The sequence below is a fragment of the Subtercola boreus genome (assembly GCF_003399635.1).
GTDB lineage: Bacteria > Actinomycetota > Actinomycetes > Actinomycetales > Microbacteriaceae > Subtercola > Subtercola boreus_B.
The window spans coordinates 1-11,422 of sequence record NZ_NBXB01000012.1 but is presented as its reverse complement, the minus strand read 5'-3'; the positions used below and the strand labels follow the sequence as shown (position 1 = coordinate 11,422).

The 11,422-nt window shown below is 67.7% G+C and carries 12 protein-coding genes and 1 pseudogene; 6 read left to right on the top strand and 7 right to left on the bottom strand.

The genetic code is table 11. The annotated features are described in order from the left end of the window. Both B7R22_RS04295 and B7R22_RS04290 read left to right on the top strand, forming a co-directional pair. Positions 1-127: pseudogene (locus B7R22_RS04295) on the top strand (IS5/IS1182 family transposase); the annotation flags it as partial. Positions 128-131: 4 nt separating this feature from the next. Further along, positions 132-521 carry a hypothetical protein gene (locus B7R22_RS04290; protein WP_147305296.1) on the top strand — a complete coding sequence of 130 codons (390 nt, stop codon included), beginning with the start codon at positions 132-134 and terminating at the stop codon, positions 519-521. A 162-nt stretch (positions 522-683) separates the two neighbouring features. Here B7R22_RS04290 and B7R22_RS04285 read toward each other — a convergent pair whose 3' ends face one another. From B7R22_RS04285 to B7R22_RS19095, 7 genes are all read right to left on the bottom strand, one after another. Beyond that, positions 684-1,679: an ABC transporter permease gene (locus B7R22_RS04285; protein ID WP_116410575.1), complete on the bottom strand. Its 996-nt coding sequence runs from the start codon at positions 1,677-1,679 to the stop codon at positions 684-686. After that, complete coding sequence (locus B7R22_RS04280) at positions 1,676-2,644, bottom strand: ABC transporter permease (protein ID WP_116410574.1); 969 nt, start codon at positions 2,642-2,644, stop codon at positions 1,676-1,678. Before B7R22_RS04280 ends, B7R22_RS04285 begins: the two co-directional genes overlap by 4 nt. Further along, positions 2,641-4,197, bottom strand: coding sequence for a sugar ABC transporter ATP-binding protein (locus B7R22_RS04275; RefSeq protein WP_116410573.1), 1,557 nt, complete (start codon positions 4,195-4,197; stop codon positions 2,641-2,643). The genes B7R22_RS04280 and B7R22_RS04275 overlap by 4 nt, the downstream gene beginning before the upstream one ends. Positions 4,198-4,264: 67 nt before the next feature. Beyond that, on the bottom strand, positions 4,265-5,347 hold the full coding sequence (locus B7R22_RS04270; RefSeq protein WP_116410572.1) for an ABC transporter substrate-binding protein: 1,083 nt from the start codon (positions 5,345-5,347) through the stop codon (positions 4,265-4,267). Positions 5,348-5,476: 129 nt separating this feature from the next. After that, positions 5,477-6,241, bottom strand: a complete 765-nt coding sequence (locus B7R22_RS04265) for a DeoR/GlpR family DNA-binding transcription regulator (protein ID WP_216363386.1) — start codon at positions 6,239-6,241, stop codon at positions 5,477-5,479. Between the two features lie 55 nt (positions 6,242-6,296). Then, positions 6,297-6,965: a recombinase family protein gene (locus B7R22_RS04260; RefSeq protein WP_172582204.1), complete on the bottom strand. Its 669-nt coding sequence runs from the start codon at positions 6,963-6,965 to the stop codon at positions 6,297-6,299. Beyond that, complete coding sequence (locus tag B7R22_RS19095) at positions 6,958-7,149, bottom strand: hypothetical protein (RefSeq protein ID WP_172582203.1); 192 nt, start codon at positions 7,147-7,149, stop codon at positions 6,958-6,960. Before B7R22_RS19095 ends, B7R22_RS04260 begins: the two co-directional genes overlap by 8 nt. 33 nt (positions 7,150-7,182) lie before the next feature. On the opposite strand from B7R22_RS19095, the gene B7R22_RS04255 reads away from it, so the two are divergent. The 4 genes from B7R22_RS04255 (at position 7,183) to B7R22_RS04245 (ending at position 11,158) form a co-directional block, all read left to right on the top strand. Further along, complete coding sequence (locus B7R22_RS04255; RefSeq protein ID WP_116410570.1) at positions 7,183-8,118, top strand: NADP-dependent oxidoreductase; 936 nt, start codon at positions 7,183-7,185, stop codon at positions 8,116-8,118. Between the two features lie 355 nt (positions 8,119-8,473). Continuing rightward, on the top strand, positions 8,474-8,707 hold the full coding sequence (locus tag B7R22_RS19090; protein ID WP_172582202.1) for a hypothetical protein: 234 nt from the start codon (positions 8,474-8,476) through the stop codon (positions 8,705-8,707). A 93-nt stretch (positions 8,708-8,800) separates the two neighbouring features. Beyond that, on the top strand, positions 8,801-10,492 hold the full coding sequence (locus B7R22_RS04250; RefSeq protein WP_116410569.1) for an AAA family ATPase: 1,692 nt from the start codon (positions 8,801-8,803) through the stop codon (positions 10,490-10,492). 126 nt (positions 10,493-10,618) lie between these two features. Beyond that, positions 10,619-11,158 carry a YbhB/YbcL family Raf kinase inhibitor-like protein gene (locus B7R22_RS04245; RefSeq protein ID WP_116410568.1) on the top strand — a complete coding sequence of 180 codons (540 nt, stop codon included), beginning with the start codon at positions 10,619-10,621 and terminating at the stop codon, positions 11,156-11,158. Positions 11,159-11,422: the final 264 nt, after the last annotated feature.

The following is an 11,422-nucleotide window of genomic DNA, read 5'->3' as shown; positions in this document are numbered from 1 at the left end:
CTTCAACACCTTCAAACAATGGCGTGGCCTCGCCACCCGCTACGACAAACTCGCCCTCACCTACCGCGGAGGCGCCGTGCTCAGAGCAATCACGATCTGGGTCAAGGAATTAGGAGACACGCCCTAGGGGCATGAGCGAACGTAGCGCGGGGCCGGACAGCGGCGGACTGGATAGCGGCGGCCCCCAGGGGGCGGGCGCGCTGCGGGCGCGGAACACGCTCGGCATCGTCGCACTAATGGTGGGGGTGGTGGGCATCCTGTTCAACGTGCTGTTCACGCTCGTGCAGGCTGTGGTCGTCGGGCAGGGGATGTATGAGCTGCTCGCCACGTTCGGAGTCGCCCACTCGGTGCTCGCCATCGTCATCGCGCTTGCGACGATCGCGCTCGGCATCGTGGCACTGCTGCGCCCCGGCGCGCCCCGCGGTGCGGCTGGCGCGGGCACCGCCCTCGGCGCGGCCAGCCTCGTCAGCGTGCTGACCGGCTTCCTCTACTCCGGCGTCATCGCGGCCACCGGCTTCTGACCCCGGCATCCGACCGGCGACGTCCCGCCCGCACCTGCATCACCCGCCCCGGCGCCGGGATACGTGAGACACGTGCGGACAGGTGAGACGCGCGCGCCAATCTCATTTGTCCGCAGGTGTCTCACCTAGGGAAGAGGGGGGCGGGGAGAAGGGGCCGCGCGGCTAGAGGCGCTGCGTGCGCGACAGCACCGTCTGGATGATCACCACGATCGCCAGGAACGCCCCCGACACGACAGCCTGCACCGACGAAGACAGCGTGCCGACCTGGTTGATCAGGTTCTGGATCACGCTCAGCAGCAGCACCCCGGCCACGGTGCCGATGAGATTGCCGCGCCCGCCGACCAGCAGGGTGCCGCCGATCACGACGGCCGAGATCGCGTTCAGTTCGAGCCCGACCCCCACGGTCGGCACGCCCGACGACGAGTACGCTGCGTTCAGCGCCCCCGCGAGCCCGGCGCAGACGCCCGACACCACGTAGACCGTGAACTTCACCCGCGCCACGGGCAGCCCCATCAGCGTCGAGGCGCTCTCCGAGCCGCCCACGGCGTAGATCGACTGGCCGCCCCGGGTGCGGGCGAGCAGCACCGATCCCACGACGATCACGACCACCGCGATGAACACGGGCCAGTGGATGCCGAGCACCTGCCCCTGGCCGAGCGCCACCACGACGGGGTCGGTGATGAGCGGCGTCGTCGATCCGCCGTCGGTCGTGGCGAGCACGAGCCCGCGCACCCCGAGGAGCCCCGCGAGCGTCACGATGAACGGCGCCATGCCGGCGTGGGCGATGAGGAACCCCTGGAGCGCCCCGATCAGCCCGCACACCACGAGCGGGAACAGCAGCGCGCCGAGCAGCCCGAACGTCGAGCCGTAGGCCGCGAGCACCCCGCCGAGCGCGAAGACCGACCCGACCGAGAGGTCGATCCCGCCGGTCAGGATCACGAAGGTCATGCCCGCCCCGACGATCAGCAGGAACGACGACTGCGTCAGGATGTTCGAGAAGTTGCTGGGCGTCGCGAAGGTCGGGAATCCCACCGCGCCGACGACGAGCAGGATGACGAGCACGATCGCCGCGCCGTAGCTCTGTAGCAGCCCTGCGATGCGTTCGCGCGCGGCCTGCCGGTCTGTAGTCGGCCCCGCCGCCGGTTCGAGAGTGGTCATTTGACGCGGGCCTTTCCACGCTGGATGTAGACGGCGACCAGGATGATGATCGCCTGCGCGATCTGCGAGTACGCATCCGGCACGTTGTGTTTGATGAGCGTCGCGCTGATGAACTGCAGCAGCACCGCCCCAGCGAGCGTGCCGAGCACCTTCACCTGCCCGCCGCTCAGCGGGGTCCCGCCGACGACGACCGCGGTGATGGCCGACAGCTCGATCAGGTTGCCGAGGGTGGAGGGAACGGATGCGCCGAGCCGCGCGGTGCCGATCACCCCCGCGACGGCGGCGAGCGACGCACAGAGCACGTACACGATGAGCAGGATCCGCTTCACCGGCAGACCCGCGAGCTCGGCCGCCCGGCGACTGCCGCCGATCGCGATCAGCTGTTTACCGAAGGTCGTGCGGTTGACCAGGATGGCGACAACCCCCACGAGCACCGCGGCGATGAGCACGCTGTACGGGATGCCCAGAACCGAGTCCCGGCCGAGCGCGAGCACCTCGGGGCTGGTCACCGACTTCAGCTGCTCGTTCGCGATCAGGAGCGCAAGCCCGCGCCCGGCCACCATCACGGCGAGGGTCGCCACGATCGGCTGCACCCCGATGAAGGCGACCATCGAACCGTTGAGCAGGCCGATCACCGCTCCGACCCCGATCGCGATGAGGAGGGTGGGCACCAGCCCGTAGCCGACGTAGAGGGGGATCACCGCCGCGGCCAGCGCCATGACGGCACCCACCGAGAGGTCGATGCCTTCCGTTCCGATCACGAGCGCCATGCCGAGCGCGACGATCAGCACCGGCACGACCTGCACGAACTGCGTGCGGAAGTTGTCGACCGCAAAGAAGTTTGGCGTGAAGACGAGGTTGTAGAGCAGCAGCAGCACGATCGCGATGTACACGCCGTACTTCTGGAAGACGCCGAGCACCGCCGAACGGCTGGGCACGCGGAGCGAGACGGTGGCCTGGGTCATGATGCGCTCCCGGCCAACGCCGCGAGCAACGCGCTCTCGTCGACTTGGTCGCCCCTCAGCTCGGTCTCGATCGATCCGTCGCGCAGCACGATCACCCGCGCCGATCCCTCGACCACCTCCTCGACCTCGCTCGAGACCAGCACGATCGCCAGCCCCTCGTGCGCGAGCTCGTCGATCAGCGCCTGCACCTCGGCCTTCGCCCCCACGTCGATGCCGCGGGTGGGTTCGTCGAGCAGCAGCACCTTGGGCGTCATCGCGAGCCAGCGGGCGATCATCACCTTCTGCTGGTTGCCACCAGAGAGCTCGGAGACGAGCTGGTCGGGGCTCGACACCTTGATGTGCAGGCGCTTGATGAAGACGTCGACCACGGCATCCTGCTTGCGGCGGGAGGTGAAACCGCCGCGGGAGAGTTTCGGCAGCGCCGCGAGCACGATGTTGTCACGCACCGAGAGGTTCGGCACGATCCCCTCGGCCTTGCGGTCTTCGGGCAGCATCACGATGCCGGCACGGATGGCGGCGGGAACGGATCCGCTCCGCACGCTCTTGCCGTCGATCGTCACCCCGCCCCGGTCGAGCTGCATCACGCCCGACAGCCCCTTGAGCGTCTCCGACCGCCCCGAGCCGAGGAGCCCGCCGAGCCCCACGACCTCCCCTGGACGGATGGAGAGGCTGATTCCGTCGATCTGGTGCTTGCGGCTGAGGTCGGTCGCAACCAGCACCGGCGGCGCGTCGCTCTCGTTGGCCGCGCGGAACGCGGTCACTCCCCCGCGCTCGACCTTCTCCACCGAGCGACCGAGCATCATCGAGACCAGCTCGACCCGGGGCAGCTCGCTGAGCGACCCGACATGCACCACGCGGCCGTCGCGCAGCACCGTCACGGTGTCGCAGACGCGGTAGATCTCATCCATCCGGTGCGAGACGTAGATGATCGCGATGCCGCGCTCCCGAAGCAGCCCGATCACGCGGAACAGCGTCTCGACCTCCCGCGCCTCGAGCGAGGAGGTCGGTTCGTCCATGATGACGACGTTCGCGTTGATGCTGACGGCCCGTGCGAGCGCGACCATCTGCTGTACGCCGAGAGCGAGGGTGCGGAGAGGGCGACGCACGTCGACCTGGATCCCGTACTCCGCGAGGAGGGCCCGGGCATCCGCGTACATCCGGCGGAAGTCGATCAGGCCCACCTGCCCGCGCGGCTCCCTGCCGAGGTAGATGTTCTGGGCGACCGACATCAGCGGTACCAGGTTGACCTCCTGGTAGATGGTGCTCACGCCGGCCTTCTGCGCGTCGAGCGGGCGAGCGAATGTCGCCGGCCGGCCATCAAGCAGCAGTTCGCCCTCCTCGGGCTGGTGCACGCCGGTCAGCACCTTGATCAGGGTCGACTTGCCGGCCCCGTTCTCGCCCATCAGCGCCATGCTCTCGCCGGCCCTCAGCACGAGGTCGACCCCGCTGAGCGCGGTGACCCCGGCGAACCGTTTGGTCACGCCGCGCGCCTCGAGCACGGGAGGCTCGAGCCCTGGAATACGCGCATCCGTCATCGCTACTGAACCTTTCATCGTTGAAGGAGAACACAAGCAGGTGCCGGCCGCGGGGATCGTCTCCCCGCCGCCGGCACCGCACGTGTTAGAAGGCCGCGCCGACCTTCGCGGCTGCGTTGGAGGGATCGTACTCGCTGTCCTGGATGATCACGTTCTGGCCCACGGCCGTGCCGGCCATGAAGTCCTTGATCGTCTGGAAGGCGAGCGGCCCGAAACGCGGGTTCGACTCGATCACTCCGTTGTAGGCACCGGCGACGATCTGCTCGACAGCGTTCTTCGTGCCGTCGATCGAGTAGATCTGGATGTCCTTGCCGGGCGTCTTGCCTGCCGCGATGATCGCGGCCTGTGCTCCGAGCCCCATCTCGTCGTTCTCGGCGTAGATCGCGGTGATGTCGGGGTTCGACTGCAGCAGCTGCTCGGTGACGGACTGGCCCTTGTCGCGGGCGAAGTCACCCGTCTGCTGGGCGACGACCGTGATGTTCGGACCCTTGGCCTTGATCTCATCGACGAAACCCGAGGTGCGGTCGGTGGTCACACCGTTGCCCGAGGAGCCGAGGAGAACGGCGACCTTGGCCGTGCCACCGGTGCCCGCGATCAGCTGGTCGGCGGCGCGCTTGCCCTGCTCGACGAAGTTCGAGCCGAGGAACGAGACGTAGTCGGTGCAGGCCGTGGCGTTGAGCTTCCGGTCGATGGTGATGACCGGGATGTTCTTGGCCCGGGCCGCCGCGAGGGCAGGCTCCAGCCCATCCGAGTTGAGCGGCGCGACGATCAGGATCTGGGCACCCTGCGAGATCAGGTCGTTGATGTCGGAGATCTGCTTCGACAGCGTCGACTGGGCGTTCGTCTTGATGAACTTCTTCACGCCGATCTTTGCGGCCTCGTCGGTGATCGACTGGGTCTCCGCGATGCGGAACGGGTTGTCCTCCTTCTCGGACTGCGAGAAGCCGACGGTCGCCTGGGTCAGGTCGATCTTGTCGCCCTTGTAGTCGGCGAGCGAGCAGGTCGGGCCGGTGACGGGAGCGGCGGTCTGGGCGGCATCCGTTGCGGCGGCGGTGTCTCCGGATGTGGCGGTGGTGCCGGTGTTCGTGCAGCCGGTCAGTGCCAGGCCGACGACGGCGACGCAGGCTGCTGCTGAGAAGAGCCCGCGTCCCTTTCGATTCATCTTCATGAGGTCAACTTCCTTGTTGGTATGAGGTCTAACGATCAGAACATAGCAATTTCCTCCACAAAAGAAACCGCCCTGGATGCATTGTTGCTAAATCGTGTCCAAAAGTCCAGCGCAGGATTGTGCGACGGGTCACGCCTGGGCGACGTGCAGGGCTACCCCCAGCCTCGCAAAGGCGCCCAACTGCTCGGCCGGGGCCGCGGCATCTGTCACCAGATGGGTCACCTGCTCGCTGGCGATGGTCTGGATCGCCGTGCGCACACCGAACTTGGTGTGGTCGACGAGTGCCACCACTTCGTGCCCTGCCGCGGCCATGGCCCTGTCGGAGTCCGCCACGGTCATGTTCGGCGTCGACAGGCCGAAGTCGGCCACCAGCCCGTTGCCCGACACGAAGGTCCTGTCGGCGTGGATGCCGCGGAGGGTCCGGTTCGTCGTCTCCCCCACGAAGGCCCGGATGGACGCCCGGAGAGTGCCCCCCGTCATGATCACCTCGTTCGCGGTGGCCGGAACGAAGGCCTCGGCGACAGGCAGGGAGTTCGTGATCACGGTCAGTCCCGTGCGATCGAGGATCGACTCGGCGAACGCCTCGGTGGTCGTGCCCGGCCCGATGATGATAACGTCGCCGTCCCGCACGAGGGTGGCGGCGAGCCGGGCAATGGCGTACTTCTCCTCCATCGCCTGGCCGATCTTCTCGGCGTAGGTCGACTCGCGGGAGGGAGCCCCGGCCACCGCCCCGCCGTGGGTGCGGGTCAGCATGCCGACGGAGTCGAGGTAGACCAGATCGCGCCGCACAGTGACGGCGGAGGTTCGGAGACGCTCGGCAAGGGAGCCGATGGAGACTGCCCCATCGGCCCTCAGAAAGTCGAGGATCAGATTGCGTCGCTGCGCTGCAAGCACTCCGCCATCATACGGAGAAGCACGCCGAAGTGGTCAGTTTCGATCAGTTCACGGCTCAATCGGTCAGTGAGGGCCTGCCCGGCGGGGAGAGGCTCGGGGTGCTGAAGGTGAGGGTCAGGGAAGGTCGATCATCCGGAACCTCCTCAGCGAACGCACCCTCCTCACCGCCGTTCTGCTGCTCGAGCGCGCGATAGACGGTGGCACGGGATGTGCCGAGCTGCTGGGCGATCTCCCGCACCGAGGCACCCTGCTCGCGGAGCAGCAGCACCCGCTCGACGTTGGTCGACGACAGTGCCCGGGGCCGACCGGCGACCCGCCCGCGCGCCCGGGCGGCGTAGACGCCCACCATCGTGCGCTCGCGGGTGAGCGTTCGTTCGAGCTCCGTGAACGCGTGGACGACCCGCAGGAGAGCCTCGCCGTCGGGCCCCGTCGTGTCGAGGTTCTCGGTGAGCGAGTGCACTCCCACGCGCTTGCTGCCGAGCAGTTCGAGAAGCGAGAGCACCTGGGTGAGCGTGCTCGCCAGCCGATCGAGGCGCCATGTGACCAGGGTGTCGCCCGGGCCGATCTCATCGAGCAGCGCGGTGAGCTCCGAGCGGGTGGGTGTGACCGAGTTCGCACTGACGTCTTCGTAGAACCGTGACACCCCGCGCCGTCGCAACAGCTCGCGCTGGTAGTCCCCGTTGTGTTCGAGCGGGCCGACCCAGATGTAGCCGACGTCAGCCATGGTCAGCGCCGGTGGAGCCCAGTGGGTCGTCGTCGAGCTCTCTGTCGCCGGACCCTGCCGCGTCGTCACCGCCGTCACCGCCGTCGTTGCCTGAGCTCTCGGCGTTCGGCGTCGGGGAAACGACGAGGTCGGCATCCTGCGGAACGGAGAAGTCGTGGAACGGGTCGGACGCTGTTTCAGCCATGACCCAACGCTACCCGGGTGTTCAATGGAATGCATGGCAGTCAAATGGATCGCACAGGAATTCGGCGGGCTCGACGTGTTCGAGGAGGTCGAGGCGGATCTCGCCCCGCCCGGCAGGGGCGAGGTCACGATCGAGATCCGCGCCGCCGGCATGAACCCGGCCGACTATAAGCACGTAGCGTCGGGGAGCGACCGGAGCCTCCTGCCCGTGCAGGTGGGGTACGAGATCTCCGGAGTGATCTCCGCCCTCGGACCCGACACCGAGATCGCCTCGGGCGGCGGCGCGGTGGGCGACGAAGTGCTCGCATTCCGGGTCGCCGGCGGCTACGCCTCCGCACTCACCGTTCCGGCCGCCGACGTGTTCGCGAAACCCGCTTCCCTCGGCTTCCCCGAGGCCGCGAACCTCCTCCTCGCCGGTGCCACCGCCGCCGAGATGCTCGACGTCACCCGGGTCACCTCGGGCGACACGATCCTCCTCCACGGAGCATCCGGAGCCGTCGGCGTCAGCGTGATGCAGCAGGCGGCACTCCTCGGCGCGAGAGTCGTCGGCACCGCCAGCGAGGGCAGCTTCGACGTCGTGCGGCGCTTCGGCGGGCATCCAGTGGCCTACGGCGACGGCCTGGAGGAGCGCGTGCGGGCGGCGGCCCCCGACGGGATCGTGGCCGCCCTCGACGCGGTGGGCACCGACGAGGCGGTCGACGTGTCGCTGGCGCTGGTGGGTGATCGGCAGCGCATCGTGACCATCGCAGCACCCGGCCGGGCCGAAGCCGAAGGCATCCGGGCGATCGCCGGGGCGATGCCGGCCAGCGCGGCCTTCCGCAACCGGGTGCGCCCGCACCTCATCGACCTCGCAGGATCTGGCCGGCTCGTCGTGCCGATCGCCCGCACCTGGCCGCTCTCCGAAGCGCGCGAGGCCCTCGATTTCCTGAAGGGCCAGCACCCCGGCGGCAAACTCGCCCTCCTGCCCTGATCCCGGGCTCCCGCGGCGCGCTCCCACAGTTCCGAGGCATGAATCCCGGCCCACGCCTCGCGGCCCGTACACAATTCAGGCCCAGCGGCCCGCTGGCTCCTCATGGTCGATGGCGGCTGGCCCTGCCTGAATTGCGCACGCCGGCGACAGACGGGATCAGGGGGCGGCGGATTCATCCTCGAGGGCTGCATCGCGCCACCGGGTGAACTGCGGGAGTTCGTCGAACACGTCGTACCCGAACTGCAACGCCGAGTCCTCTCGAAGAAGCAGTACGCAGGCACAACGCTCCATTCCAACCTCGAGGATGAAAAGCAAGCCCCTGCCGGGAGCGGGCCGTCTGGCCTAGCGTGAGACCATGAGCGATACGAATATCGGCACCGGCGGCACCATCCCCAACTCCGACGACGGGCTCGCGGTGGGTCATGTTCCGGATGGTTCACACTTCAATCCTGAAGAGGAATCCGGGCCGGCGACCACTCCTGCATCGACCGCAGGCGAAGAGTCAGGCAGCTACACGGACACCGAAGGAGACGACCGCGAGGACCGTCCCGCGGAGCACGACGGCACCTACACGGAGGCCGACGAATAGGCCCGGTCGAGCCGGGGTTTCCTCAAAAACTTCACCCTCTCTTAAGATGGGACAAGTTGTCTGGTTTCATCTGATCAAAGGCGGGGTGCTGGTATGGCAATCGACAAGAGTCGGGTGCTCGACACTCCACACATCACGGCGGTTCTCCGCGGTGACAATACAGGCGTGCTGCGAGTCGATGGCGAGGAGCAGCACATCGCTGCCGACTCGGCGGGCTCGGCACTCCAGGAGCTCGTCGGCCTCATCCAGGGCGAGGCCGAGAACCTCGGCCGCCCCGTGCGAGTCACCGTGACGGCGGAGACCGGCCGCAGCATCCTGCTCGCCGACGAAGACGGTTCGATCGAGGAGGAGAGTTTCGTGCCTGCTGAAGAACTCGACGCCTCCGATGGGCTCGACGAAGAGGACGGGGCCGACGGGGCCGAAGCCGTCGCCGAATCAGAAGCCCCCCAAGGGCTCGAAGCCCCCGATGAGCTCGGCGGCACCGGAACCGGGACCGGGACCGACTCCGCGATCGGCGAGATGGCCGATGAGGGTGACGACGACACCGAAGACACCAACGCCGACGACACGGACACCGAAGACCCCGAAACCGACGAAGACGCCGTAGAAGACCCGGACGAGAGCGACGATCCTGTGCCCGCCCCGGTTCCCCTGCCCGCACCCCTCCCGGTTCCCTTGCCAGCATCCGCCCGCCCTGCGCTGGCACTGACACCCGAACGATCAGAGTCCCCCATGCCAACACCCTCCCGTACCGTAGCCTCCCCCGTCAGGGGTGCGCGCACGACCGCCTCGTCCGTGCGGGCCACACCGTCGGCGCAGGCCACTCCTTCCGGTCAGGGCACGCCAGCCGGCTCGAGCCGGCAGAAGGATCTGCTCGACGCCCCCTCGTTCCTCGCTGTGGCGAAGGTCGACGAACCGGCCGAGCAGGGCTTGAAGGGTTTCCTGAACCACCTCGGATTCCACTTCAAGCCCGGCCCCACCGAGCAGGCGCAGCGCAGTGACATCGAGGCGATCTCCCGTCACTTCCCCGCCCACCGCACCATCAGCGTGATCAACCGCAAGGGCGGTGCGAACAAGACCCCGACGGTCGCCAACCTCGCGGCGGCCTTCGCCCGGAGCGGCGGCGGCGGCGTGCTCGCCTGGGACAACAATGAGACCATGGGCACGCTCGGCTGGCGAACAGAACGCGGCGAGCACGAATCCACCGTTCTCGATGTGCTCGCCAACGCCGACGACCTGTTGGATGCCCGTGCCGAGTTCGGTCAGATGTCCCGGTTCGTGCACCACCAGCAGGCCGACAAGTTCGACGTGCTGCGCTCCGACGAAGACCCCTCCGGCACCCACGAGATGACGGCCGAGGAGGTCGACATCGTGCACAGTATCGCCGCGAAGTACTACCGCCTCATCCTGATGGACTCCGGCAATAGTGACCGCGCCGAGAACTGGCTGCGGATGATCGACCACACCGACCAGCTCGTCGTGCCGACCACCACCATGGAGGATCGCGCCCAGGCCGCTCTTCTCACGCTGCAAGCCGTACAGAGCCGCAGCGAGAAGGCCGCAGAGCTTGCGAAGAACGCCGTCGTCGTGATCTCCGAGTGGCAGCCGAAGGAGCAGAACATCTCCGAACGCATGGCCGACGACTTCCGTCCGTATGTGCGGGACGTCGTGATTGTGCCCTTCGACCCCGCGCTGAAGGCCGGTCGTATCCTGCACAGCTCCCTGCAGCCGGCCACCCGGCGGGCCTGGCTGGCGGCTGCGGCGGCCGTCGCCAAGGGGCTCTAGCGCTTTCTCACCATGCGATAAGACTGCTGGTTTCGGATGCGCGCATGACGCACTCTGAGGGTGTCGGGATTCCCTCGGGACCCGACCTCAATGAGGAGGTCAACGTCACGACAATTGGAGAAAATCATGACCAGCTCGACCACCACCAACCCCTACGACCAGATCGTGGATGTTCCCACCTTCACCCTGACGAGCGCCGACGTTCTCGACGGCGAGAAGCTGCCCACCCCCCAGGTGAGCGGCATCTTCGGCGCTGGCGGCTCCGACACCAGCCCGCAGCTCAGCTGGTCGGGGTTCCCCGAGGGTACGAAGAGCTTCGCGATCACGGTCTACGACCCGCTCGCGCCCACCGGTGCCGGGTTCTGGCACTGGGCCGTCGTCGACATCCCCGTCACCACCACATCCCTTCCGACGGGCGCTGGTGACGAGTCGGGCGCTTCGCTCCCGGCGGGGGCGTTCCAGTTGAAGAACGACGCGAGCCTCGCCCGCTTCCTCGGGGCCGCTCCGCCTGCCGGAAGCGGCAAGCACCCGTACCACATCGGTGTTCACGCTCTCGATGTCGAGACCCTCGGCATCGATGCCGGTGCGACACCCGCGTTCCTCGGTTTCAACATGTCGGGGCACACGCTGGCGCGTGCCGTGATCACGCCCTGGTGGGAGGCGTAGGGGCCGCGCGCCCGTCTCAGGTGCGGGGCTCGTCGGCTTTTCCGAGTCGGCGGGTCCCGTATTTTCGTGGGCTTCTTCTGGGCCGGAAAAAGTTTCTGAGAGTTTTTGAATTTCGACCTGCCAGGCCCCTGATTTACTGAGGGAATGTCAGTGGTTGGTGTTTGACTTGGAGCATGAACCAGCCAGCCTCGACCTTTGACATCGCTTCGGTGATGGAGTGGGTTTTGGATGCCCGGCAGCGGTTCGACGCCTTGTTGGCGGGCG

What these genes read in the sequence shown, in the direction of transcription:
- B7R22_RS04280 (WP_116410574.1), bottom strand. Translation starts at nt 2,644, where the DNA reads ATGACCCAGGCCACCGTCTCGCTCCGCGTGCCCAGCCGTTCGGCGGTG.
- B7R22_RS04255 (WP_116410570.1), top strand. Translation starts at nt 7,183, where the DNA reads ATGGCAGTCAAATGGATCGCACAGGAATTCGGCGGGCTCGACGTGTTC.
- B7R22_RS04250 (WP_116410569.1), top strand. Translation starts at nt 8,801, where the DNA reads ATGGCAATCGACAAGAGTCGGGTGCTCGACACTCCACACATCACGGCG.
- B7R22_RS04285 (WP_116410575.1), bottom strand. Translation starts at nt 1,679, where the DNA reads ATGACCACTCTCGAACCGGCGGCGGGGCCGACTACAGACCGGCAGGCC.
- B7R22_RS04270 (WP_116410572.1), bottom strand. Translation starts at nt 5,347, where the DNA reads ATGAAGATGAATCGAAAGGGACGCGGGCTCTTCTCAGCAGCAGCCTGC.
- B7R22_RS04245 (WP_116410568.1), top strand. Translation starts at nt 10,619, where the DNA reads ATGACCAGCTCGACCACCACCAACCCCTACGACCAGATCGTGGATGTT.
- B7R22_RS19090 (WP_172582202.1), top strand. Translation starts at nt 8,474, where the DNA reads ATGAGCGATACGAATATCGGCACCGGCGGCACCATCCCCAACTCCGAC.
- B7R22_RS19095 (WP_172582203.1), bottom strand. Translation starts at nt 7,149, where the DNA reads ATGGCTGAAACAGCGTCCGACCCGTTCCACGACTTCTCCGTTCCGCAG.
- B7R22_RS04290 (WP_147305296.1), top strand. Translation starts at nt 132, where the DNA reads ATGAGCGAACGTAGCGCGGGGCCGGACAGCGGCGGACTGGATAGCGGC.
- B7R22_RS04275 (WP_116410573.1), bottom strand. Translation starts at nt 4,197, where the DNA reads ATGAAAGGTTCAGTAGCGATGACGGATGCGCGTATTCCAGGGCTCGAG.
- B7R22_RS04260 (WP_172582204.1), bottom strand. Translation starts at nt 6,965, where the DNA reads ATGGCTGACGTCGGCTACATCTGGGTCGGCCCGCTCGAACACAACGGG.